This is a genomic window from Fodinicurvata sp. EGI_FJ10296, from assembly GCF_040712075.1.
Taxonomy (GTDB): Bacteria; Pseudomonadota; Alphaproteobacteria; order DSM-16000; family Inquilinaceae; genus JBFCVL01.
Genome location: NZ_JBFCVL010000002.1, coordinates 1 through 23,655, shown reverse-complemented (window position 1 = coordinate 23,655; position 23,655 = coordinate 1). Strand labels below are relative to the sequence as shown.

The following is a 23,655-nucleotide window of genomic DNA, read 5'->3' as shown; positions in this document are numbered from 1 at the left end:
CGGACATGCAGTTGTCCGCAGGCTACTCATTCTCGGCCGCGTCAAATCCGAAGTCGAAGCCGATATCACCCAGATTGGCGAGAGACACCCTGAGCAGGATCGATCGATTGTCCCGCTGAGGCTGCTCCTGATAGGCGATGTCGAGAACGATACACTCGCAGGTGTAGCGCAGACCGGCTTGCCATGTCGTCACGGCGTCGGCCTCCAGGTCGATCCTGTATAGCCCACGGGTCGACCAGCCGCCGTAGAGCGGCGCCGATCCGCTGAGCAGCAGTTCTTCGCGCTGCCGTTCCGCCACGTCGGACAGATAGGTATATCGGCCCATGAGGCCCAGTGGCCCCAATCTCGACGTCGCCGTCAGTTCGTGACGTTTCGCTTCAAACGTCTCGTCGTCGAGCCTGAATCGATAATTGAGATCGAGCCATCGGCCGGCAGACGCGTCGACACGGCCGACGATGTCCGAAGTCGCGTCGGCGAGCCCGGTCGCCGGGTCGAACAAGTCCGACGCTTCGGCCCGAAAGCTCTGTGCCAGAAGGATGCTCGCTGATCGCCCGCTCCCGTCATCGATCGAATATCGACCACCAACCGTCAGACGCGAGCCGCCGTCGTATCGGTCAATTCCCGCAAACCTGTTGGGCCTGAAAATGGATATTTCGTCCAGTTCCGGCGCCGCGCTATCGTTGCGCGGAATATCTTCGAAATCCGAACTGGTGAAGCTCGGAGCGATCGTAGCCGCCACAATCGGCTCGACAACCTGGGTAAAGGTTTCACCGTGCCTGACAAAAGGATAGCGGGCACTGGCGTGAAGTCGAGGAACTGTCAGGAATGCCTGGGTATCATCGCTCGTTTCTCCAGCAACCTGACCGTTATCATCGAGCAGGTCCTGGGTGGCCCAGAAACTGGCCTGATTTGCAAGTTCTACATCCGCAACCACACCGATGGGCGTATATATCGTTCGTCGCCATCCGATATCCGTCGATGCGCGGAACGTGCCGATCCCTTCCAGCGGCGATCGGCGCCCCTCGCCAGGTCGGCGGAGATAGAGCAATTCCGAATCGGCAAACAATTGTCCGCCGAAGTAGCGCGCTGGTTCACTGACAATCGACGAACGCATCCACGGCAGAATGATCGGCTCGTCTTCGACATTGCCGCGAAGGTCCTGGAACGAAAGAACTTCGGCCGTATGATAGTTCAACCCGTGGAAACCCTCGGCCTGGATATTGCTTTCCAGAACATCCAGATCCGAAATGTCGAAATCTTCCAGATAGGTATCGTCCGTCGTCCGGTTGAGTTCACCGGAGATGCGCCAGTTCTCGTCGATATCGTAGCGACCTTGCGCGAAAACATGACCGCGGAATTCCTCATCTCCGCCTTCCAGCACTTCGCTCTGGTTCGCCGAGGCATCGATCTCGATACGCCCGGACTCGAAGCGGCGCCGGTATTCTCCACTCAGCAACACACCGCGTTCGCCAGTCGGGCGTGCTCTCAGCGTGGCATCCTGTTCCGGGGCGATATCCACAAAGTATCGGAGATCGATGAATTGACCGAGCGTGGACGTAGAACCGAACGAGGGCGTCAACCAGCCGGTTCTGCTTCGGACTCGCGGGTCCGGCGTCGAGAAATAGGGCGTGTACAGAATGGGAATGCCGAATACGTCGAAGAACACGTTCCGAAAGATAATGTCCATCGATTCGGCATCGTGTTCGACTTCGGAAGCGCGCAACTGCCAGATTAATGGCCGGTCCGGGTTCTGCGCGCACGGCAGACACGGCGAATAGATGCCGTCCTCCATCGTGACGGATCCGTCTGCGCGGCGGATTCCGCGTCGTGCAGCAACGCGGCTATCGTCTATCAGGAGGCCACCGACACGGTCGATGAACCCCTCGGCAAGGCCATCTTCAAGTTCGGCATAATCGGCAAAATAGGTATCGCCGGACTCTTCGATGATGACGACATTGCCGGTAGCGGTTACGACTTCGGTCCGGCTGTTGTAGGTTACCCGGTCGGCGAGAACGATGCGTCCCTCTCTTGCGAGGCGGACGGAGCCGGTCAGGATCACCAGTTCCAGCGTTTCATCGACGGTCAAATCGTCGGCTTCGAGCAGAAGCGGCTCTTCCGGTGCCTCTTCCTCTTCCCCGGTGTCCAACTGCGCGGTTTCGGAATACGGAGGACCTGAGGTGCCATTGGCGCCGGATGAAATCTCTGAGCGGTCGTCGATACCGTCGTCATCGCCGCCCGCCGTGTCTGCGAGCGCGGGTCCGGTGTCCGGCCACAAGGCCAGTGCCGCCAGAACTGTGGTTGTGAGAAACCAACCGCGGTACGTCATTCAGGCAGGTCCGTAAATTCTGTTGAGACGCTTATCTGCAGTCGCTGAAACGCCGGCTGCTTCATGACCATTTACCGGGCGCTGGCCGAAGTCAACATCGTGGTCGTGCCGTAAAGCAACTGTTGCTCCGGTGATCGCAGACCCGGGATAAATCAGGACAGTCAAAGGTCAGGCCGGGAAAAATCAGCTCCCGGCCTTCTTGTTCAGCTTGGGGACGGGCCGCAAAAGGAATGCCGGCACATGATCCCCCATGCCGACAACGGAATCGTCCTCGTCGCGTCGCCGGGTCTGGCGAACCGCGCCGCCAGTGGTCTCGGCACCGTCGTCCTGGGCCGATGGATCGGCATGCTGCTCGGCGGCGGATATGCGTTGCTTGTCGCTTGCCGGTTCGGCACCGCCGCGCGGCTCGGACTTTCGAGCATCGGCCGAACCATTTGAGGTCCGACCCGATCGACCTCGGCCGGAACGCTTGCGGCCGGCAGGTTTGGACGAGTCGCTGTCGACGGTCGGAGCCTGCCGGGTTTCTGGCTGGTCAACTGGTTGCTCTGACGCTGCATCAACCGCATCCGCCGGCGTCGCCTGAGTTTCGGCGTCTTTGCGGCTCCTGCTTTCAGGTTTGGCCTCAGGTTGGGCATCAGCGCCGCGGCGCTGCCCGCGGCCGCTTGCGGGGGTGGAAGCACGGCCACGCCCCTTCTTGCCCCCATGTCTGTCATCAGAGGCCATCGACAGGAACGTCTCGATATCTTCAGCCACGGTATCGACGTCGGGTACCGAGACGGCGGTCAGACTGATGCCTTCCAGGTTACTGATGCTCGCGATGTATTTGGCGTCTTCGATCGTCGCCAGACTGTAGGCCCGGCCGCTCTTGCCTGCGCGCCCGGTTCGACCGATGCGGTGAATATAGTCGTCGGAGGATGTCGGAACATCGAAGTTGAAGACATGGCTCAGGTCGGAAATGTCGATACCGCGCGCTGCGACGTCGCTGCATACAAGCAGCTTGACCTCGTCGTTCTTGAACCTCTCAAGCGTTTCAGTGCGTGCGGACTGGGCCATATCGCCGTGGAGCTCGCCGGCATCAAAACCGTGCTTTTTCAACGACCGGCACACGGTGGTCACATCGCGTTTGCGGTTACAGAATATCAACGCGTTGCGCACGTCTTCCTGTCGAAGGATCGATCGCAGAGCGGCCCGCTTGTCCGCCTTGTCAACGAAAGCGACATGCTGAACGACGCTTGCCGCCGGTGCGATCGTGCGCTCGACCGAGATCTGCTTGGGGTTGCTCAGAAAGCGTTCGGCCAGACGACGGATTTCCTTCGGCATGGTCGCCGAAAAAAGCAGGGTCTGGCGGATCGGCGGCAGATGCGAGACGATTTCCTCGATATCCGGAATGAAGCCCATATCGAGCATGCGGTCGGCTTCGTCGATGACGAGGATCTTGACGTCCGGCAGCAGCACTTTGCCGCGCTTGTAGAGGTCAAGAAGCCGTCCGGGAGTCGCGATCAGGACATCGACACCCCGATCGAGCTTCTTGATCTGGTCGTCGAGGCTCTCGCCGCCGATCAGCAGCGCATAGGACAGTTTCTCGTATTTCCCGTAGAGTTCGAAATTTTCGGCGACCTGAGCGGCCAGTTCCCGAGTCGGCTCCAGGATTACCGATCGTGGCATTCTTGCTCTGGCGCGACCATTGGCCAGTATTTCGATCATGGGGAGAGTGAAACCGGCCGTCTTTCCGGTTCCGGTTTGAGCAACACCGAGTATGTCGCGCTGCTGCAGCACGATCGGAATCGCTTGCGCCTGAATGGGTGTCGGCGTCGTATAGCCGACTTCCTCGATGGCGCGGAGTATTTCGGGCTTCAGCCCCAGATCCGCAAAACGCATGTCCTTGAGTATCTTACCTCTCGATCTTAACGGCTTCGGCCCGTCGCGACGTAACGCCATTTGCGCGCCGTGCGGCTGGAAGGATCGTCGTGTGGACGCTCGTGGCCCGAAGAGGGTCAGTTGCTGCGTCCGGCACCGCCTCTGTTGTCGCGAGTCCTTATGAAGATGGCTATTGCCGGTGTCAATGACGATGGCCGCGACGCTGCTGCGCCTGGCCATCATCGGGGAGCCGGAATTGTGGAGATCGGTGCTGCAATGCCGAAGTCATTGGGCATGGGGTAGTGAGGTACATTGTGGACGGGCTTTCGGAGGAATGCTATCCGGTGTTGGTCAGAACCGGCCGGGAATGCCGCATGCCTCTGCTGAGCGCCGAACGATCGGTCATTGTGATTGTAGACATTCAGGAACGTCTGGCTCCGGCAATCGACGGCCTGGATCGTGTGGTTTCGTCGGTCGTGAAGCTGGTTCTCGGTGCGCAACGTCTTCAGATTCCGATTATCGTCACCGAACAGTATCCCGAAGGCCTCGGCGCGACGGTTACCGCGATCCGTTCTAGCATCGGAAACGCGACAACGATCTCGAAAAGGTCGTTCGATGCCACGGCCGAACCGGAACTCCGCGCCGCGCTCGACAGTCATGGCCGACCGGACATCGTCGTTTGCGGCACCGAAAGTCACGTCTGTGTACTGCAGACGGCATTCGGTCTCGCGTCGATGGAGGGGTGTCGGCCGATCATCGTCGAAGACGCGTGCGGGTCGCGGCGCGAGAGCGACCGGCGGCGGGCGATGATGCGCATGGACCGCGCGGGTATCGATATCGTGACGACGGAAATGGTCCTCTTCGAATGGATGCGCCGGGCGGGAACCGACATTTTTCGAGACATCATCAAGGTAATCAAGTGACTGACAAGCCCCAACTCGTGCTATTGCCCGGCCTCCTTTGCAACGCCCGCCTTTTCGCCCATCAGTGCCGCCACCTGGCGGATGCCGCCGATTGCCATGTCGCAGACCTGACAGGCGGTGACAGTATTGCCACCATGGCGGCGGGAGTGCTGGATGGCGCACCGGAGAGTTTTTCGCTCGCCGGGTTGTCAATGGGCGGCTATGTAGCGCTGGAAATCATGCGCCAGGCTCCCGAGCGCGTGGAAAGGCTCGCTTTGCTCGATACTTCGGCTCGGCCTGATACGGCCGAACAGCAGCAACGCCGTCGCTCGCTGCTTAAGCTTGCCGAGACCGGCCGCTTCAAGGGCGTGACGCCGCAGCTTTTGCCGCTTCTGGTGCACGAGGACCGGTTGTCGGATTCGCCCCTGGTCGACGAGATCATGGCAATGGCCGAAGCCGTGGGCAGGGATGCGTTTGCCCGTCAGCAGACCGCCATTATGAACCGGCGCGACAGCCGCGACACCCTGGAGGGGATATCCTGTCCGACATTGGTCGTCTGCGGCCGTCAGGATGCCATAACGCCCCTGGAGATATCAGAGGAAAGCGCATCTTTGCTGCCGCGCGGGCGGTTGGTCGTCATCGAGGATTGCGGCCACCTGTCGTCGATGGAGCGACCCCAGGCGACCACCGCCCTCATGCGCGATTGGCTGCTTAACAGATAGGCCGGTGCCGGCTTAGAGTCCGGATCAAACGTCGAGATCGCGCACCGAGGGGGCGTGTTCCTGGATATAGCGGAAGCGTAACTCGGGCTTGCGGCCCATCAACTGTTCGACCAGCCCGGCGGTGGCGGCACTTTCTTCGGGCTCCGCACGATCCGGGATCGTCACCTGCCACAGTTGGCGCTTGGCCGGATCCATCGTCGTGTCGCGGAGCTGGGCGGGCGGCATTTCACCCAGTCCTTTGAATCGGCTGATTTCAACTTTCGACCGGCCCTTGAAGGTCGTGCGCATGACCTCGTCCTTATGGGCATCGTCCCGGCAATAGACCGATGTGCCGCCGGCCTGCAGGCGGTACAGCGGAGGCTGGGCCAGGAAGAGTCGGCCGTCGCTGATCAGTCCCCGCATTTCCTTGTAAAAGAACGTCATCAGCAGCGAGGCGATGTGAGCGCCATCGACATCGGCGTCAGTCATGATGATGACGCGGTCGTAGCGCAGCCGGGCGCCGTCGTAGTCGCGCCGGGTGCCGCAGCCCAACGCCTGAACCAGGTCACTGATCTCCTGGTTGCCGGACATCTTGTCGGCGGACGCGCTGGCGACATTCAGGATTTTGCCGCGCAAGGGAAGGACGGCCTGAGTCTGTCGATCCCGTGCGGCTTTGGCGGAGCCGCCGGCGCTATCGCCCTCGACCAGAAATACTTCTGTATTGCGGCGATCGGTGCGGGAGCAGTCGGACAGCTTGCCGGGCAATCTTGTCTTGCGCGTCGCGGTTTTCCGTGTCGTTTCCCGTTCCTTGCGCCGCCGCGCCCGCTCGTCAGCCCGCTCCACGAAGCGTTCCAGCAGCTTTGAGGCGGATGCCGTGTCGGCGGACAGCCAATGGTCGAAACGGTCCTTGATGGCTGTCTCTACAATCCTGGTCGCTTCCGGAGTGGCCAGTTTTTCCTTGGTCTGCCCCTGGAATTGCGGATTGGAAATGAACACGGACAACAGGATTGCGGCGCCGGCTGTTATGTCTTCGGCCGTGACCGACGCACCACGCTTGTTGCCGGCCATATCCGCGTGGGCCTTGATGCTTTTCAGCAGACCGTTGCGCAGCCCGACCTCGTGAGTGCCGCCCTGGGCGGTCGGCACCGTGTTGCAATAGGAATGAACGAAGCCTTCGTCATCCTCCGGCCAGGCAATCGCCCATTCCACCCGTGCGCCGGCATCGGCCAATTTGGCCACGCCTGCGAATGACGCCTGCGTTGTCGTTTCCCGCCCGTCCAATGCCGTCGCAAGGAAATCCGCGAGCCCGTTCGGAAAATGCAGTACCGCATCTTCCGGCACGCCAGTATCCGGTGCAATCAGCGATGGCGGGCATGTCCAGCGCAGCTCGACGCCGCGATAGAGATAGGCCTTTGACCGGGCCATGCGAAACAGCCGATCCGCCCGCAATCGGGCGGCATCGCCGAATATCTCGGGATCGGGCAGAAATGTTATCGCCGTCCCGCGACGATTCTGGGTATGGCCGCGATTCTCCAGTGCGCCGAGGGGCGCGCCTTGCGAATACTCCTGTGCCCAGAGGGTCCGATCCCGAGCAACCTCGACCGTCAGACGACTGGACAGGGCATTGACGACCGACAGCCCGACACCATGCAGGCCTCCCGAGGTGGCGTATACCTTGTTGGAGAATTTGCCGCCGGAATGAAGGGTGGTCATGATCACCTGCAGCGCCGAGACGCCGGGGAACTTCGGATGGTCGTCGACCGGAATGCCACGCCCGTTGTCCCGAACGGTGACGGATCCGTCCTCCTGCATGGCCATCTCGATCCATGTCGCATGGCCGGCAACGGCCTCGTCCATCGCGTTGTCCAGCACCTCGGCGACGAGGTGGTGGAGTGCGCGGTCGTCGGTACCCCCGATATACATGCCCGGCCGGCGGCGGACGGGCTCCAGACCCTCCAGGACCTCGATGTCCTGGGCACCGTAATTGCCGGTCGTGCCGTCTTGTGGCTGGAACAGGTCGTCGTTCATGGGGTCTGCTCGATCGCTCTTCGTCATAGCCGTGTCGGATATAGCATTAGCAGCGGTGGTGAAAGAGTTGATACGCTGTGGCAGACATCGTTAATCGCCGATGAAAAGGGACGATCATGACCAGCGATCTTGAAACGGCGCGTTTGGAAGTGGCGGCTCCGCCGGCTGGCGAGGTCGCATTACGAACCATAGCCATGCCGGCCGACACGAATCCGAACGGCGATATCTTCGGCGGATGGTTGCTGTCGCAAATGGACATCGCCGGCAGCGTCATCGCTTACGAGCGCGCCGGAGGCCGGGTTGCCACGGTCGCCATCGACGCGATGACATTCATGCAGCCGGTATTCGTCGGCGACCTTGTCAGTTGCTATGCCTCGCTCGAAAACGAAGGTCGGACGTCGATGCGGATCAAGGTGCAGACCTATGCCCGGCGGCGCGGCGGCCAGAACCTCGTACAGGTGACCGAGGGGATGTTCACCTATGTCGCCATAGGGGACGACCGGCGCTCCCGCGCTCTTCCCGCCAAAAGCGGCTGAACCCCCGTTTGGTCAGGCACCGGGCGGAAGAACGAACAGAACCGCCATCAGCGATCCGAGAAAGACGAGCACCGTTGCGGTCTCGCAAGCGAACCGATTCGCGAGTTCCTGATCCGACATCGTTATGTTCCCTTCCTGTTCTAAATAGAACACTAAGGGAACGACGCAGTGATGTCAACAGAACGAGAACGTCGTCAGCGGGACATTCAGGGCGTCGGTTCGGCGTCGAGCATCGTGATGGAATCCTTGCCGACATCGACTCCGATGACATAGCCCGCGAAAAAGCCGATTCCGATACCGAATATCAGGGCCCAGACTGCGAACAATCTCCACTGGCCCGGCTTTCCGGGCGGTTTTGGTTGCTGCTGATCGTGTGAGTTTGTTTTCATGTCGTCTCTGCTCATGCGGGCATCTCAGCTTTGTTCTGCTCAAGCGGACCATTGCGCGGATCACGGGCGACCTCAAGCACTAAAGGGGCAGGGCCCATGTGGCTACGTCACGCAACGCGCGTGGTGATGGCGGACACAAAAAATCCGCGCCCCGGTGGTCCCGGGACGCGGATTGAGCAGTCGATACCGACGTAATCAGACGGAGAAATACATCTGGAATTCGATCGGGTGCGGCGTGTGTTCGAAGTTATAGACCTCTTCCCATTTCAGATCGAGGTAGCCTTCGATCATGTCGCTGGTAAAGACATCGCCCTTGGTCAGGAACTCGTGATCCTTTTCGAGCTCGGTCAGTGCTTCCCGCAGCGAGCCGGAGACTGTCGGAATGTCCTTCAGTTCCTCTGCGGGAAGATCGTAGAGGTTCTTGTCCATCGGGTCGCCTGGATGGATCTTGTTCTGGATGCCGTCAAGCCCGGCCATCAGCATCGCCGAGAAGGCCAGATAGGGATTCGCCGTCGGATCCGGGAACCGGATTTCCACCCGCTTGCCCTTCGGGCTGGTCGCATAGGGAATACGGCAGGAAGCCGACCGGTTCCGCGAGGAATAGGCAAGCAACACGGGCGCTTCGAAGCCGGGGACGAGGCGCTTGTAGCTGTTGGTCGACGGGTTGGTAAAGGCGTTCAGCGCCTTTGCGTGTTTGATGATGCCGCCGATATAATAAAGGGCGGTCTCGGAAAGATCTGCATAGCCGGATCCGGCAAATGTCGGTTGGCCCTCTTTCCAGATCGACTGGTGAACATGCATCCCCGAGCCGTTGTCGCCCTTGACCGGCTTCGGCATGAACGTCGCGGTCTTACCATAGGCCTGGGCCACCATGTGGACGCAGTATTTATAAATCTGCATCTGGTCGGCATGCTCGACCAGCGTACCGAATTTCGTGCCGAGTTCGTGCTGGGCCGGCGCCACCTCGTGGTGGTGCTTCTCGATCACCAGACCCATTTCTCCCATCACCGACAGCATTTCCGCACGGAGATCGGCGCCGCTGTCGACGGGTGGAATCGGGAAATAGCCGCCCTTGATGTAGGGGCGGTGTCCCATGTTGCCTTCGGGAAACACCTTGCCGGAAGCCGATGGAATCTCGCTACTTTCAAGATGATAGTAGCCCTGGTGCATGGACTGCTCGAAGCGAACGTCGTCAAAAACGAAGAACTCCGCCTCGGCGCCGAACACGGCGCGGTCGCCGATCCCCAGAGACGCCATGTAGTCCTGCGCCTTCTTCGCCACCGAGCGCGGATCGCGGTTATACGACTGACCGGTGGATGGCTCGTAGACGTCGCAGAACAGAATCAGGCTGGGTTGCGCCGAGAACGGATCCATGACGGCGGATGACGCGTCGGGAATCAGCGACATGTCCGACTCGTTGATGTCCTTCCAGCCGTTGATGGACGATCCGTCGAACATGAATCCGTCGGTGAAGACGTCCTCGTCGATCGTACTGACATGCTGGGCGGTATGCTGCCACTTGCCCCTTGGATCGGTAAAGCGGAGGTCGACGTATTTGACGTCGTGTTCCTTGATCAGGTCGAAGACTTTCGAAATCGCTTCGGACATTTCCTGTTTCCTGTGGTTTTTCCGTGTCGGCTTTGCGTACCCGGATTGGGTCTCTTACGCGGAGAGATCGTTTCCCGATACCCGCCCTTGACTGATTACTGAGACTGATACCTCTAACGGCTTGTTAGACCGCGTCTGCGCCCTTTTCCCCGGTACGGATCCGGATGACGTCATCGATCGGCGAAATGAAGATCTTGCCATCGCCGATGCGGCCGGTATGGGCCGCTTGCTGGATCGCTTCCACGGCCCTCTCGACCATGGAATCTTCCATGATTACCTCAATCTTCACCTTGGGCAGGAAGTCGACGACATATTCGGCCCCACGATAGAGTTCGGTGTGACCCTTCTGCCGTCCGAACCCCTTCGCCTCGGTCACGGTAATGCCCATGATTCCAACGTCGTGGAGCGCTTCCTTAACCTCGTCCAGCTTGAACGGTTTGATGATCGCTTCGACTTTCTTCATCGCCTCTCGCCTGTTGTCTGACGTCGCCCGGACAATATCGCTGCCCCGGAATGACGGCCCCCGGGAACTCGACCCCGAGGATAAGAGCATGGTGCCGAGTGGAGCAATTAGTGTGCCAACCGCACCGATCGAAAGCATGTCAGGACCAAGCGTCTCCACTTGCTCCCAAACTTTGTACAATGAGTGCGATAGTCGGCCTATCGAATTCGGCCTGCTGACTGTGCACCCTTGCCGACCGCTCAGAAAATCGGCATTTTGCCTATTTTATAGGCACAATAGACCCTCATCCTCCAGATTTCAACCGGTTGGCGTCTCTCCATCTCGGCCGATACTTCGCCGGGCGTGAGTGGGGGGCGGTCACAGCGTGCCGACGAATTTATTGACGCGCTGCAGAGCTTCCTCGATGGCTTCGATGCTGTTTGCGTAGGATAGCCGGATGAAACCCTCGCCGTTTCCGCCGAAACTGGTTCCGGCAACCGTTGCCACGCCGGCTTCGGTCAGAAGTCGGTCTTGCATCGTGCGGGCATCCAGACCGGTTGCCGTGATATCAGGGAACGCATAGAAGGCGCCGCCGGGCTCAACGCAGCGAAAGCCGGGGATACTATTCAGTCCGTCTACGACGACGCGGCGGCGCGACGTGAACGCTTGCAGCATTTCGTCTACGGCATCCTGAGGTCCGGTCAGAGCGGCGATGGCCGCCATCTGGGCAGCAGCGTTGACGCATGAATGACTGTTGACGGCAAGCCTGTCGGCAAGGTCGATCAGTGCCGATGGCCAAACGCCGAATCCGAGGCGCCAGCCGGTCATCGCATAGGTCTTCGACCAGCCATCGAGCAGAATCAGCCGGTCCTCAAGTTCCGGATAGCTGAGCAGGCTGCGATGCGCGTGCGGCGGATAGAGCATCCGGCTGTATATCTCATCACTCATGACCGCCACATGCGGATGCTTTGCAAGGCCAGCCACGAGCCGATCCATGGCTTCCGGCGGCACGACCCCGCCGGTGGGGTTGGCGGGACTGTTGACGATCAGCAGCCTGGTAGCCGGGGTAATCGATGCCAGGATGGCATCCGGATCGAAGGCAAAGCCCTTTTCCTGCAGAAGCGGGTATGCGACCGGCGTCGCGCCCGTGTAGCGGATAACTGAGCCATAGATCGGGAATCCGGGATCAGGATAGATGATTTCGGCGCCCGGCTGACCGAACATCAGAATGGCGAACCACATTGTCACCTTGCCGCCGGGCACGATCACGACTCGCTCCGGCGACACGTCGACGCCGTGACGGCCTTGCAGATCTGCGGCGACGGCTTCACGAAGCGGCTGGATACCACGAGCCGGCGTATACCCATGATGGCCGTCCCGAAGAGCTTGTGCTGCAGCTTCGACGATGTGGTCGGCTGTTTTGAAGTCTGGCTGGCCAATGCCAAGATTAATGATCGATCGGCCATCGCGCTCCATGGCGGCGGCGCGGGCGAGCACCTGAAAGGCCGTCTCGGTTCCAAGGCGGGACATCGCGTCCGCCGGCCTGATCGATGCTGGGGCCGTATCGCTGGTGCTGGGCATTCGTCCTGTTCCCCTTCAGCTGGTTTGCGCCGCTTCGGCATCATTTGACTGTATGACAGCCTTCCGCATTTCATGGCTGCGGTTCAAGCGTCCAAACGAGTCCATGCCCTCTGCTGGGCCTTGGTCTGATCGAGCCGGGTGGCGGCAGGCGCGGAAAAAGTTGTGGCGTTGGGCTTGACGGGCAGCGATGGATCGTCCATATCCACCGCGCCTGCCGATCACGGCAGTGTTATGGCGATCGTAGCTCAGCGGTAGAGCACTCGGTTGTGGTCCGAGATGTCGTGGGTTCGAACCCCATCGGTCGCCCCATTTTCCCCTTTATGCAATCTGAATAGATATAGCAGGACGTGCCCGCAGCGTATCTTGGGCAGGTCCATGAGAAGGCGGCTGTCCGCGCCAACGCCCTTGGTATACATTTGTGCGTAGATTCAGCAGGTCGGAAGGGGACCGCGCGATGAACAACGCCGAGTGGCCAGTGGAGCTGTTGACCGCCGCGGAAATGGGCGCGGCCGACGCTCGCGCCATCACTGCCGGAACGCCGGGCCATGTGCTCATGCGTCGGGCCGGCCGAGCCGTCTCGGATGCCGTCGGGCGTCTGTCAGCGCCCCCGGGGCCGGTCCTTGTCCTCTGTGGGCCTGGAAACAACGGCGGTGACGGCTTTGTCGCGGCCACGTTTCTGGCACGTCGCGGGTGGTCCGTGAGCGTTGCGCTGCTTGGAGATCCAGGCCGCCTTTCCGGTGATGCGGCAACGGCATTCGCCGATTGGAACGGCCCCCTGGAGATCATCGACGATTCCTGGTGCCGAACCATGGCAAACGATCAACGAACGCCGGCCGTGGTCGTCGACGCCCTGTTCGGCGCCGGTCTGTCCAGGCCCTTCAACGGGGCGCCGGCCATGCTGCTCGCGCGGTTGCGCCAAAGGGGGGGGCGTATCGTCGCCGTTGACGTTCCCAGCGGGCTGGACGGAACGACGGGTCGGATAAGGGGAGGAGACGAGGGGCGAGCCGTTCCAGCGGATGTGACTGTCACATTTTTCCGGCTGAAGCCCGGTCACTGCCTCCAGCCTGGACGGTCGATCTGCGGCCGCACCGATCTCGTCGACATCGGCATCGATCCCACCGTGCTGCACGTCATTGCGCCGACGGCGCATATTAACAGGCCGGCGGCATGGGACGGCGTGATTCCAGCGCCGACAATCCAGGACCACAAATACAGCCGTGGCCACGTCGTCGTTCTGGGCGGTGAGATGATTGGTGCGGCCAGACTGGCGGCGGCGGCCGCCCGGCGTCTGGCCGGCTACGTAACATTGGCGGGTGAGGGCGTTGACGGCATTTGCGCCGTCGAACCGGGACTCGTACTCCGCCCAGGGGGCGGTGGCTGGGAATCGGCGATGTCGGCCGCTGTCGGGCGTCCGGATCACATGGCCGCCGTCATCGGGCCGGGTGCGGGAGTGGGCGATGCCGCCGCGGCAGAGAGGTTGAGAGGCCGGGCACGCGACTGGCTCTCCACCGGAGCGGGACTGGTGCTGGACGCCGACGGCCTTACGGCATTCTCGCCGGCGCCCGACCTGCCGGCGCCCGACCTGCCGACGGATGGGGCTGCCGGCCTGCCGAAATCACCGAAGGGGCATCGCCTTGTTCTGACGCCACATAGCGGTGAGTTTGCCCGCCTTTTTCCAGACCTGGCCGGCAACGATACGGACAAGTTATCATCCGCGCGTGCGGCAGCGCGGGCGACCGGCGCCGTCGTGGTACTGAAGGGCGGAGACACCGTGATCGCCGCCCCCGACGGTCGTGCCGCGGTCAGCGTCGACGGACCCGCTTCGCTGGCCACCGCCGGAACGGGCGATGTTCTTTCAGGTCTCATCGGCGCATTGATTGCCGCGGGAAAGCCGCCGTTTGATGCGGCTCGAATGAGCGTATGGCTACACGGCGAGGCGGCGAAACGCCTGGGAGTCGGCCTCGTCGCCGAGGATTTGCCGGCCGCGATCGCTGATATTCTTCGACTTGGTCCGACCGCTGGACGCCGGACGTTCGCAGGCATGATGCCGGCGTGGTGACGGGACGGTTTTTGGACTGTTTGCGGCTATGAAGCTGTGCTATCACCTCCACCGGAATAGGCGCGGCAGGTTCGCGCATGCGGGCGTGGCGGAACTGGTAGACGCGTCAGGTTTAGGTCCTGGTGGCTTTGGCCGTGGGGGTTCAAGTCCCTCCGCCCGCACCAAATATTTCGGCGTCCGGTCAAATTCGCAAATGCGCGGATGACCTCGGCAACTGACGACTGTCAGTCGCGTAGCCACGTTCAACGTGGCGAAGGGGCTGTCGTCGCTTGCTGCCACACCGAACAGGCGTGTTGCCATGCGGCGGTGAGTCGTTATTTCTTGACCCGCCATGGTTTACACGTTCAAACACCAACGCGTCGGACCAGGGGGGTCCGGGGCGATAGGCGGCAACGAAACAGGCAAGCTTTTGAGATGCAGGTAACCGAGACCAACGCCGAAGGGCTTCGCCGGGAATTGAAAGTCATCATTCCGGCGGGTGACATCGAGCAACGGGTTGATACGCGACTGAGCGAAATCCAAAAGGATATCCGCCTTCCAGGCTTTCGTCCCGGTAAGGTGCCGATGTCGATTCTTCGCAAGCGGTATCGGAAATCCGTTATGGGCGAAGTGGTGGAGGGCTTGGTCAATGAAAGCTCTCAGGAAGCCATTTCCGACCAGGGTATTCGACCCGCGCTGAAACCCGAGATCGATATCGCCAGCTTCGATGACGGCAAGGACCTGGAAATCAACCTGAAGGTCGAGGCACTTCCTGACATTCAGCCGCCAGACGTCTCCGACATTTCTATTGAAAAGCCGGTTGCGGAAGTGTCGGACGAGACCGTCGACGAGGCTCTCAAGCGCCTGGCCGAGAATCAAAAATCCTACGAGGCAGTCGACGAAGCGCGCCCGTCGGCCGATGGCGATCAGATCCTGATCGACTTCGAGGGCGAGATGGACGGCGAAAAGCGCTCCGAACTGGCAAGTGAGGATTTCGCACTCGATCTCGGGTCGGGTCGCATGATCCCGGGATTCGAGGATCAGCTGGTCGGTGCTTCCGCGGGCGAAACCAAAACCGTAGATATCACCTTTCCGGAAGATTACCCGGCCGAGGATTTCCGCGGCAAGTCGGTTTCCTTCGAAGTCACTGTCAAAGAAGTCCGGGCGCCGAAGGAAACGGTGATCGATGACGAATTTGCCAAGGGGCTGGGCTTCGATGATCTCGATGGCCTGAAGGATGCCATACGCAAACGCACGGCCAACGAATACGACCAGCAAAGCAAGGCGCGGATGAAGCGGCAGCTGCTGGATATTCTGGCTGAGCGTCATTCTTTCGAAGTTCCGCCCGGCATGGTCAAACTGGAATTCGATTCCATCTGGCGCCAGGTCGAAGAGGCGATGAAGAACCCGGATCCCAATGATCCGGACAAGGACAAACCCGAAGAGCAGCTGCGCGACGAATATACGCAGATCGCCGAGCGCCGCGTGAGGCTGGGACTGCTGCTGGCTGAAGTCGGGAAGGCCGAGAGCATCCAGGTGACCCAGGAAGAACTCAATCAGGCGCTTCTGAGCGAGGCGCGTCGCTACCCTGGACAGGAACGGGAAGTGATCGATTTCTTCCAGAAGAACCCTCAGGCGATCGAAAATCTGCGCGCGCCGATTCTCGAGGACAAAGTCGTCGATCACATCATTTCCAAGGTCTCCGTCGATGAAAAGACGGTGAGCATCGAGGAACTGATGCGGGACCCCGACGAGATTGACACGGGCGAGAACGCGGATCCGGAGCAGAAAACGGAAGAGGCCAAGGCGTAGCTACTGGTCCCGTGGCCCCGGTCGATTGCCGGGGCCATTTTCCGCATTTTGCGCGAGAGGTTGTTGCTGCGCGCCGACGATGCCATCTAAGGCTGGGCGACACGGTCGGGAGGCTCTTGTTGAAGAGCATCCGGTGCGCGATGGTCTCACTGGCAGTGGCCGGCGCAGCGTCCGGACCAAGACCAAAGTCGCACCATCGAACGCAGACCTGAGGACGGTAATGGCCGAATTTGAAGATCCAAGGATGAACACCCTTGTCCCGATGGTCATCGAGCAGACCAACCGGGGAGAGCGGTCGTTCGACATCTATTCGCGGCTTCTCAAAGAGAACATCATCTTCCTGATCGGGCCGGTGAACGACAATGTCGCGAGTCTGATTTGCGCGCAGTTGCTCTTTCTGGAGTCGGAAAACCCGAGCAAGGATATATCGCTTTATATCAACAGCCCGGGCGGCGTCGTGACAGCCGGACTGGCAATTTACGATACGATGCAGTTTATTAGACCGGAAATCTCGACCGTGTGCGTCGGTCAGGCGGCGTCGATGGGATCGATGCTCTTGGCGGCCGGTGCAAAGGGCAAGCGATATGCTCTGCCGAACAGCAGGATCATGGTTCACCAGCCATCCGGCGGCGCGCAGGGTCAGGCTTCGGATATCGAAATTCAGGCGCGGGAGATTCTCAAGATTCGCCGTCGCCTCAATGAGATTTATCAGAAGCATACGGGACAATCGCTTGAATCGATTGAAGCATCTGTGGATCGCGACAAGTTCATGTCGGCGACCGAGGCGGCGGAATTCGGTATCGTTGATGAAGTTATCGAGAAACGTCCAGGGCCGGAGGTCGGGCCGCTTTCCGGGTAAAGCGTCCGCTCACTGTAACTAAGCCTTGAACCGATGCGATCCCTTATGTTCAATGGGTATCGACCGGGCGTCGGCGGGGGGCGCCGCGGGGCACGAGCGTCGTGTCATCGATTGCTTGGTGTGAATGCGTACCCATTTAGGTGGGGAACAGGTGTGGAGTGGCCCGATATCGGTTCCTGACGACATGATCGGGTCCAGGACTGGCCAATTGGGGCTTTTATGAGCAAATCTTCCAGCGGAGACGCAAAGAACACCCTGTACTGCTCTTTCTGCGGAAAGAGCCAGCACGAGGTTCGCAAGCTCATCGCCGGTCCGACTGTATTCATCTGTGATGAATGCGTCGAACTGTGCATGGATATCATCCGCGAAGAGAACAAGACGACCCTCGTGAAAAATCGCGACGGCGTCCCGACACCGAGAGACATCCATACCGTCCTTGATGACTATGTCATTGGACAGGAGCACGCGAAGCGTGTTATGTCGGTCGCTGTTCACAACCATTACAAGCGGTTGGCGCATGGACAGAAGGGAGGAGAGGTCGAACTGGCCAAATCCAACATCCTTCTGATCGGGCCAACAGGATGTGGCAAAACGCTCTTGGCGCAGACCTTGGCGCGCATCCTCGATGTCCCGTTCACCATGGCCGATGCAACGACTTTGACTGAGGCTGGTTATGTCGGCGAGGATGTCGAGAACATCATACTGAAGCTGCTGCAGTCGGCGGATTACAATGTCGAACGGGCTCAGCGCGGGATCGTCTATATCGACGAAGTCGATAAAATCAGCCGGAAGTCGGACAATCCGTCAATCACTCGGGACGTGTCGGGTGAGGGCGTTCAGCAGGCCCTGCTGAAGATCATGGAGGGCACGGTTGCTTCGGTTCCGCCTCAGGGCGGTCGCAAGCACCCGCAGCAGGAATTCCTTCAGGTCGATACGACGAACATCCTCTTCATCGTCGGCGGTGCATTTGCCGGATTGGAAAAGATCATCGCCCAACGGGGCCGGAAGTCGTCCATTGGCTTCGGCGCGAATGTCGACCGTCCGGAAGATCGCCGGACCGGTGATATCCTGAGGGAAATCGAGCCGGAGGATCTTCTGAAGTTCGGATTGATCCCCGAATTCGTCGGTCGGGTGCCCATTATCGCTACACTCAATGATCTGGATGAGCCGGCCCTGATCGAGATCCTGACGGAGCCTAAGAACGCATTAATCAAACAGTATCAGAAGCTGTTCGAGATGGAGGAGGTCAAGCTTTCTTTTTCTGAGGATGCACTGAAAAGTGTGGCTCAGAAAGCGATTGCTCGCAAAACAGGTGCTCGTGGGTTGCGGTCGATACTTGAGGGAATTTTGCTCGAACCGATGTTCGACCTCCCGGGCCTGGATGGCGTTGAAGAGATCGTCATTAACGCCGAAGTCGTCGAGGGACGCAGCAAGCCGCTCATGATCTACGCCGAGAAGCGAGGCGGCGCGGTACCCAGTGCGTGAGTGACGATCGTTTGAGATATACGAGAGGTCAAAGCCAAACGAGCGGAAAGGGGCGGTTCAGAAGATCTGAGCTTGCCCCTTCACCATTTCTTGACCGTGTTGGCTATCGGAGGCTTTGATGTTGGGTGTATACACTGACATTTACAGCCCCATGGTATGTGGTCGTTGGAAATATCATGCATGAAACGGCCCTGTCTCTTGATCCGCAGACTTGGCGAGGCCACGTTCAATAAGCGTTAGCAATCGTCGGCGAGAATTGGTGTTGTGAGAATTGCCGGCGTCCGCCTCTTTTCAGAGGTCGTCGGGCCTCCTTGTTCCCGCCTTGATATCATGAGGCATATGCAGATGTTGGACGTAAAGCGCGGTGCGCTGTACCCCGTTCTCCCGCTAAGGGATATCGTTGTTTTTCCGCACATGATCGTGCCGCTGTTCGTCGGTCGCGAAAAATCGGTGCGGGCGCTTGAGGATGTCATGCGCGACGACAAGCAGATTCTTCTGGTCACCCAGAAGAACGCATCCCAGGACGATCCCAAACCAGACGAAATATTCGAGATCGGGACTATCGGAACCGTTCTTCAATTGCTCAAACTGCCGGACGGGACCGTAAAGGTTCTGGTCGAGGGTGGGCAACGAGCGCGGGTGACGCGGTTCACCGACAACGAATCGTTCTTTCAGGCAGAGGCCGATCCGATCCCCGATGACGCGGCAAGCCCGCAGGAATTGGAGGCCCTTGGACGCGCGGCGGTTTCGCAGTTCGAGCAGTATATCAAGCTGAATAAAAAGATCCCGCCGGAGGTGCTGGTATCGGTCAATCAGATCGAGGAGCCCGGTAAACTCGCGGATACGATAGCGTCTCACCTGTCGCTGAAGATTCCCGAGAAACAGGAGCTGCTCGAAACGCCGAGCATCGGTGAGCGGCTGGAGCGCGTATACGGGTTCATGGAAGGCGAAATCGGCGTCCTCCAGGTTGAAAAAAGGATCCGCTCCCGCGTTAAGCGGCAGATGGAAAAAACGCAGCGCGAGTATTATCTGAACGAGCAGCTCAAGGCCATTCAGAAGGAGCTCGGGGAGGGTGAAGACGGCCGCGACGAGCTTCAGGAGCTCGAGGATCGTCTCGCCAAGACAAAGTTCTCGAAGGAAGCCCGCGATAAGGCGACAGCGGAACTGCGCAAGCTACGAAATATGAGCCCGATGTCCGCCGAGGCTACCGTCGTTAGGAACTATCTTGATTGGATGGTTTCCATTCCGTGGCGCAAGCGGTCGAAGATCAAGAAGGATGTAACCCTCGCAGAGCAGGTGCTCAACGAGGATCACTTCGGACTCGAGAAGGTCAAAGAGCGGATTCTGGAGTACCTGGCGGTGCAGCAACGCATGACCAAGGTCAAAGGTCCAATTCTTTGTCTGGTCGGTCCCCCCGGCGTCGGCAAAACGTCATTGGGTCGATCCATTGCGCGCTCGACAGGTCGAAATTTCGTGAGAATGTCGCTGGGCGGCGTTCGCGACGAGGCCGAGATCAGAGGACACCGCCGGACCTATATCGGCTCCATGCCGGGCAAGGTCATCCAGTCGATGAAAAAGGCGAAAACGTCCAATCCCCTGTTCCTTCTGGATGAGGTCGACAAGCTGGGCGCGGACTACCGAGGTGATCCTTCTTCGGCCCTGCTGGAGGTTTTGGACCCGGAACAGAACAGCACGTTCAATGACCACTATCTCGAGGTCGACTATGATCTTTCGGACGTGATGTTCATCTGCACGGCCAACAGCCTGCAGCTTCCGCAGCCTCTGCTGGACCGAATGGAGGTAATCCGGATCCCCGGTTATACCGAGGACGAGAAGATTGAAATCGCGAAGCGTCACCTCATCAGCAAGCAGCTCAAGGCCAACGGCCTTAAGAATGGTGAGTGGGCGATAACGGACGAAGGTCTTCGCGATCTGATCCGCTACTACACGCGAGAAGCCGGCGTGCGTAATCTTGAGCGTGAGATTGCAAATCTTACGCGTAAAGCCGTCAAGGAGATCCTGACGAGCAAGGGTGAGGTGACGTCGATCACAATCACGCCCGATAACCTTTCGGACTATGCGGGTGTGCAAAAATACCGCTACGGCGAATCGGAACTCGAAGATCTCGTTGGCGTAACGACCGGATTGGCGTGGACTGAAGTTGGCGGCGAGCTGTTGTCGATTGAGGCCGTGACAGTACCGGGCCGAGGGCGCGCTGTGACCACTGGCAAACTCGGCGATGTCATGAAGGAATCGGTTCAGGCCGCCGAGAGCTATGTTAAGTCTCGTAGCATCGACTTCGGCATCAAGCCGACCATCTTCGGCAAGAAAGACATCCACGTCCATATTCCCGAAGGCGCGACCCCAAAGGATGGGCCCAGCGCGGGAGTGGCAATGGTGACGTCGATCGTGTCGGTCCTCACGGGCATTGCGGTTCGCAAAGATCTGGCGATGACCGGAGAGATTACACTGCGCGGCCGCGTCCTGCCGATTGGGGGCTTGAAAGAGAAGCTTCTTGCGGCGCTACGAGGCGGACTTAAGACGGTCCTGATTCCGAAGGACAACGAGAAAGACCTTGTCGAGATACCGGAAAACGTCAAATCCGGGCTTGAGATAATTCCCGTATCGTCGGTCGACGACGTACTGAAAGCAGCACTTGTCCGCCCTCTGGAACCGATCGAATGGATCGAGCCTGCGGACATTGAACCGGTCGCCGCTGTCGGAGACGATGATCAGAAGCCAGGTGTACTGCGCCACTGATACGAGAGGCGATTCTGCGAAAGGGAATCCTCCCGGTTGCGCATCGAACGTGGAACCCGCAAATTCCCTAGGGTTCAGTCATTGAATGCGTTGACCGGGAGGAACTCATGTGCCTAAACTTCCCGTCACCAGTCGCTAGGGCTGGACGAGTCATGGTAAATTGTCGGCAAGTAGATTGCTGACAATTCTTACTAAACTTCTTTGTTTTTCTTGGCTTTTCGACAGGGGGCTAATTGTGAATAAGCAAGACCTCGTTTCTCATGTTTCCGAAGCTACCGGGTTGTCCAAAGCCGATGCCGGTTCTGCTGTCGACGCTGTGTTTGACGGTATAACTTCGGCTCTCAAAGGTGGCGATGAAGTGCGGTTGATTGGGTTTGGTACCTTTGCGGTGGCCGAAAGGGCCGCGACTGAGGGCCGCAACCCCCGTACTGGGGAAAAAATCGCGATCCCGGCGTCTCGTCAGCCCAAGTTCAAGGCCGGCAAGGTGCTGAAAGATTCACTGAACTAAACAAACCAGACCGGACAGAGAGCTCCCGGGAGGCCGCCGAACTGGGTGGCCGCAAATGGGTCAGTGGTTTCGACTGGGTTACCCGGGCAAGCTCTTTTGAGACCGTTTCAGTCAGTTGCAGCTCTGGCGGCTGCTGAAACCCAAGGGCTAGCGAAAGGTGATTCGAGGCTTGTTGAAGTCCGTAAACCTTTATATGGTGGCAGGCCAAACACTAGGGGCGGTTAGCTCAGCTGGCAGAGCGTCTCGTTTACACCGAGAATGTCGGCGGTTCAAATCCGTCACCGCCCACCAATCACCATATTGACGACTCTCTACAATAATTGAGGCGGGCCAGATATTGGCCCGTTTTTTTTGGTCGATTGCCGTTGTGACCCATCAATCAGGACCCGCCGATTTCCTGACATATCACATTAGTAAATGTCTCTAAACGGTTAGTACCTAACCGTTTTTGCGTCATAGAGTTCGATGGAATTTAGTAGCAGCGAGACGTCTTTGGGCGCTTGACAGGACCGGGTCTCCCGGCGTAAACACTGCCCACCTCGCTCGGAGGCGATTGCGGGAGTAGCTCAGTTGGTTAGAGTGCCGGCCTGTCACGCCGGAGGTCGCGGGTTCAAGTCCCGTCTCTCGCGCCATCTACTCCGAGCCGGAACGGATACTATAAGGACTCATTAGGGGAGTCCTGCTGCGGGAGTAGCTCAGTTGGTTAGAGTGCCGGCCTGTCACGCCGGAGGTCGCGGGTTCAAGTCCCGTCTCTCGCGCCATAGTATCCTTTGCCCGACCCGGAGACATCGGTAACAGAACTACCGAAGACATGGGTGACAAGTTCGTGCCGAACGACTTGTCGATTGTCTGCAGGTTTAGTTCCCCCGGTCGAGATGTTTAGTCGTAAACGACGTTCTACCTCCACATTTTTGTAATCGGTGCCTGCGGCCCACGGTATCATGTAAGCAATGGGGTGGACGCCCCCCGGCGGCATCGATGTGCCAAGGTGGCGGGTGTTGAAGCACCGCTACGGAGGGGAACCCATGGAGAGGTTAGCATCATTGGCCTGGATTTGGCCAAGAACGTGTTTCAGGCGCACGGCGCAGGATTGGATGGATCGATTGTCTTCCGCCGCAAACTATCGCGCGCGCAACTGCTGAAGCTCCTGGCCGGTCAGCCGTCTTGCGTGGTGGCGATGGAGGCTTGTGCCAGCGCGCATCATTGGGGTCGGGCAATCAGCGATCTCGGCCACGAGGTCCGGCTGAACCCGCCGGCCTATGTGACGCCGTTCGTGAAGCGCCAGAAAGACAACATGGCGGATGCAGAGGCGATCGCGGAAGCGGCATCGCGTCCGACCATGCGGTTCGTCGCCGTGAACAGCGAGTCGCAGCAGGCGGCGGCGATGGCCTACCGGACCAGGGACCTGCTGGTTCGGCAGCGCACGCAGACGATCAATGCCCTTCGTGCCCATCTGGCCGAGTAGGGCATCGTTGCGCCAATCGGCCCGGCGCATGTCGGGCGTCTCGCGGCCATCATCGACGGAGATGACGGCATGCTGCCTGCGGCGGTGCGTGACCTGGCACGCCTTCTGTTGGACCAGATCGCCAAGCTGGCCGAGAGGATCGCAGGCCTCCATGCTGAGCTTCGCAGTAAGCGGAGCCTGCGGCCCATGTTTTCCGGATTGAGGTATTGTGAGAAGACGTTGGGAAGGCTTGATTGTTATGGAGTTTCTCCATGGAGCACTCAACGGAGTTTCTCACTTCGGGCGGTGAGGTTGTTGCCGGTAAGGCACGCCGGCGCTGGCCGGATGAGGTGAAGGCCCGGATCGTCGCTGAGACGCT

The 23,655-nt window shown here is 59.5% G+C and carries 16 protein-coding genes, 5 tRNA genes and 1 pseudogene; 15 read left to right on the top strand and 7 right to left on the bottom strand.

Annotated features, from left to right (window positions below):
- Positions 1 to 22: 22 nt before the first annotated feature.
- Both ABZ728_RS03510 and ABZ728_RS03505 read right to left on the bottom strand, forming a co-directional pair.
- Positions 23 to 2,326 carry an LPS assembly protein LptD gene (locus ABZ728_RS03510; protein ID WP_366654375.1) on the bottom strand — a complete coding sequence of 768 codons (2,304 nt, stop codon included), beginning with the start codon at positions 2,324 to 2,326 and terminating at the stop codon, positions 23 to 25.
- 183 nt (positions 2,327 to 2,509) lie between these two features.
- Positions 2,510 to 4,204, bottom strand: a complete 1,695-nt coding sequence (locus ABZ728_RS03505) for a DEAD/DEAH box helicase (protein WP_366654373.1) — start codon at positions 4,202 to 4,204, stop codon at positions 2,510 to 2,512.
- Between the two features lie 353 nt (positions 4,205 to 4,557).
- On the opposite strand from ABZ728_RS03505, the gene ABZ728_RS03500 reads away from it, so the two are divergent.
- The gene (locus ABZ728_RS03500; RefSeq protein ID WP_366654371.1) at positions 4,558 to 5,106 is read left to right on the top strand and encodes an isochorismatase family protein; all 549 of its coding nucleotides are present in this window, start codon (positions 4,558 to 4,560) and stop codon (positions 5,104 to 5,106) included.
- Entirely contained in the window at positions 5,103 to 5,807 is a 705-nt protein-coding gene (locus ABZ728_RS03495; RefSeq protein ID WP_366654369.1) for an alpha/beta fold hydrolase, read from the top strand. The genes ABZ728_RS03500 and ABZ728_RS03495 overlap by 4 nt, the downstream gene beginning before the upstream one ends.
- A 24-nt stretch (positions 5,808 to 5,831) precedes the next feature.
- On the opposite strand, the gene parE is transcribed toward ABZ728_RS03495, so the two are convergent.
- The gene (gene parE, locus ABZ728_RS03490) at positions 5,832 to 7,814 is read right to left on the bottom strand and encodes a DNA topoisomerase IV subunit B (RefSeq protein WP_366654368.1); all 1,983 of its coding nucleotides are present in this window, start codon (positions 7,812 to 7,814) and stop codon (positions 5,832 to 5,834) included.
- 116 nt (positions 7,815 to 7,930) lie between these two features.
- On the opposite strand from parE, the gene ABZ728_RS03485 reads away from it, so the two are divergent.
- Positions 7,931 to 8,350, top strand: a complete 420-nt coding sequence (locus tag ABZ728_RS03485; RefSeq protein WP_366654367.1) for an acyl-CoA thioesterase — start codon at positions 7,931 to 7,933, stop codon at positions 8,348 to 8,350.
- A gap of 206 nt (positions 8,351 to 8,556) precedes the next feature.
- Here the strand turns inward: ABZ728_RS03485 and ABZ728_RS03480 are convergent, their stop codons facing one another.
- The 4 genes from ABZ728_RS03480 to ABZ728_RS03465 form a co-directional block, all read right to left on the bottom strand.
- Positions 8,557 to 8,739 carry a hypothetical protein gene (locus tag ABZ728_RS03480; RefSeq protein ID WP_366654365.1) on the bottom strand — a complete coding sequence of 61 codons (183 nt, stop codon included), beginning with the start codon at positions 8,737 to 8,739 and terminating at the stop codon, positions 8,557 to 8,559.
- A 195-nt stretch (positions 8,740 to 8,934) separates the two neighbouring features.
- Positions 8,935 to 10,347 carry a type I glutamate--ammonia ligase gene (gene glnA, locus ABZ728_RS03475; RefSeq protein WP_366654364.1) on the bottom strand — a complete coding sequence of 471 codons (1,413 nt, stop codon included), beginning with the start codon at positions 10,345 to 10,347 and terminating at the stop codon, positions 8,935 to 8,937.
- Between the two features lie 124 nt (positions 10,348 to 10,471).
- Positions 10,472 to 10,810, bottom strand: a complete 339-nt coding sequence (locus ABZ728_RS03470) for a P-II family nitrogen regulator (protein WP_366654363.1) — start codon at positions 10,808 to 10,810, stop codon at positions 10,472 to 10,474.
- Positions 10,811 to 11,167: 357 nt separating this feature from the next.
- Complete coding sequence (locus ABZ728_RS03465; protein ID WP_366654362.1) at positions 11,168 to 12,370, bottom strand: pyridoxal phosphate-dependent aminotransferase; 1,203 nt, start codon at positions 12,368 to 12,370, stop codon at positions 11,168 to 11,170.
- A 234-nt stretch (positions 12,371 to 12,604) separates the two neighbouring features.
- Here ABZ728_RS03465 and ABZ728_RS03460 point away from each other — a divergent pair.
- The 12 genes and pseudogenes from ABZ728_RS03460 to ABZ728_RS03405 form a co-directional block, all read left to right on the top strand.
- A tRNA-His gene (locus ABZ728_RS03460) sits at positions 12,605 to 12,679 on the top strand.
- 145 nt (positions 12,680 to 12,824) lie between these two features.
- Positions 12,825 to 14,429, top strand: coding sequence for an NAD(P)H-hydrate dehydratase (locus tag ABZ728_RS03455; protein ID WP_366654360.1), 1,605 nt, complete (start codon positions 12,825 to 12,827; stop codon positions 14,427 to 14,429).
- Positions 14,430 to 14,508: 79 nt separating this feature from the next.
- A tRNA-Leu gene (locus ABZ728_RS03450) sits at positions 14,509 to 14,593 on the top strand.
- A gap of 37 nt (positions 14,594 to 14,630) precedes the next feature.
- Positions 14,631 to 16,220 carry a trigger factor gene (gene tig / locus ABZ728_RS03445; protein WP_366654359.1) on the top strand — a complete coding sequence of 530 codons (1,590 nt, stop codon included), beginning with the start codon at positions 14,631 to 14,633 and terminating at the stop codon, positions 16,218 to 16,220.
- A gap of 220 nt (positions 16,221 to 16,440) precedes the next feature.
- Entirely contained in the window at positions 16,441 to 17,079 is a 639-nt protein-coding gene (gene clpP, locus ABZ728_RS03440; protein ID WP_366654358.1) for an ATP-dependent Clp endopeptidase proteolytic subunit ClpP, read from the top strand.
- A gap of 219 nt (positions 17,080 to 17,298) precedes the next feature.
- Entirely contained in the window at positions 17,299 to 18,564 is a 1,266-nt protein-coding gene (gene clpX, locus ABZ728_RS03435) for an ATP-dependent Clp protease ATP-binding subunit ClpX (protein WP_366654356.1), read from the top strand.
- 345 nt (positions 18,565 to 18,909) lie between these two features.
- Positions 18,910 to 21,324 carry an endopeptidase La gene (gene lon, locus ABZ728_RS03430; protein WP_366654354.1) on the top strand — a complete coding sequence of 805 codons (2,415 nt, stop codon included), beginning with the start codon at positions 18,910 to 18,912 and terminating at the stop codon, positions 21,322 to 21,324.
- A gap of 235 nt (positions 21,325 to 21,559) precedes the next feature.
- On the top strand, positions 21,560 to 21,832 hold the full coding sequence (locus tag ABZ728_RS03425) for an HU family DNA-binding protein (protein WP_366654353.1): 273 nt from the start codon (positions 21,560 to 21,562) through the stop codon (positions 21,830 to 21,832).
- A 215-nt stretch (positions 21,833 to 22,047) separates the two neighbouring features.
- Positions 22,048 to 22,123 (top strand) — tRNA-Val (locus ABZ728_RS03420).
- Positions 22,124 to 22,387: 264 nt separating this feature from the next.
- Positions 22,388 to 22,464, top strand: a tRNA-Asp gene (locus ABZ728_RS03415).
- 52 nt (positions 22,465 to 22,516) lie between these two features.
- Positions 22,517 to 22,593: transfer RNA gene (locus ABZ728_RS03410), tRNA-Asp, on the top strand.
- Positions 22,594 to 22,871: 278 nt separating this feature from the next.
- Positions 22,872 to 23,294: pseudogene (locus ABZ728_RS03405) on the top strand (transposase); the annotation flags it as partial.
- Between the last annotated feature and the right edge of the window lie 361 nt (positions 23,295 to 23,655).

Excerpts from the sequence above, each read along its gene's own strand:
- ABZ728_RS03510 (WP_366654375.1), bottom strand. The coding sequence starts at position 2,326 with ATGACGTACCGCGGTTGGTTTCTCACAACCACAGTTCTGGCGGCACTG.
- ABZ728_RS03505 (WP_366654373.1), bottom strand. The coding sequence starts at position 4,204 with ATGCGTTTTGCGGATCTGGGGCTGAAGCCCGAAATACTCCGCGCCATC.
- ABZ728_RS03500 (WP_366654371.1), top strand. The coding sequence starts at position 4,558 with ATGCCTCTGCTGAGCGCCGAACGATCGGTCATTGTGATTGTAGACATT.
- parE (WP_366654368.1), bottom strand. The coding sequence starts at position 7,814 with ATGAACGACGACCTGTTCCAGCCACAAGACGGCACGACCGGCAATTAC.
- ABZ728_RS03485 (WP_366654367.1), top strand. The coding sequence starts at position 7,931 with ATGACCAGCGATCTTGAAACGGCGCGTTTGGAAGTGGCGGCTCCGCCG.
- ABZ728_RS03480 (WP_366654365.1), bottom strand. The coding sequence starts at position 8,739 with ATGAAAACAAACTCACACGATCAGCAGCAACCAAAACCGCCCGGAAAG.
- glnA (WP_366654364.1), bottom strand. The coding sequence starts at position 10,347 with ATGTCCGAAGCGATTTCGAAAGTCTTCGACCTGATCAAGGAACACGAC.
- ABZ728_RS03470 (WP_366654363.1), bottom strand. The coding sequence starts at position 10,810 with ATGAAGAAAGTCGAAGCGATCATCAAACCGTTCAAGCTGGACGAGGTT.
- ABZ728_RS03465 (WP_366654362.1), bottom strand. The coding sequence starts at position 12,370 with ATGCCCAGCACCAGCGATACGGCCCCAGCATCGATCAGGCCGGCGGAC.
- ABZ728_RS03455 (WP_366654360.1), top strand. The coding sequence starts at position 12,825 with ATGAACAACGCCGAGTGGCCAGTGGAGCTGTTGACCGCCGCGGAAATG.
- tig (WP_366654359.1), top strand. The coding sequence starts at position 14,631 with ATGACCTCGGCAACTGACGACTGTCAGTCGCGTAGCCACGTTCAACGT.
- clpP (WP_366654358.1), top strand. The coding sequence starts at position 16,441 with ATGGCCGAATTTGAAGATCCAAGGATGAACACCCTTGTCCCGATGGTC.
- clpX (WP_366654356.1), top strand. The coding sequence starts at position 17,299 with ATGAGCAAATCTTCCAGCGGAGACGCAAAGAACACCCTGTACTGCTCT.
- lon (WP_366654354.1), top strand. The coding sequence starts at position 18,910 with ATGTTGGACGTAAAGCGCGGTGCGCTGTACCCCGTTCTCCCGCTAAGG.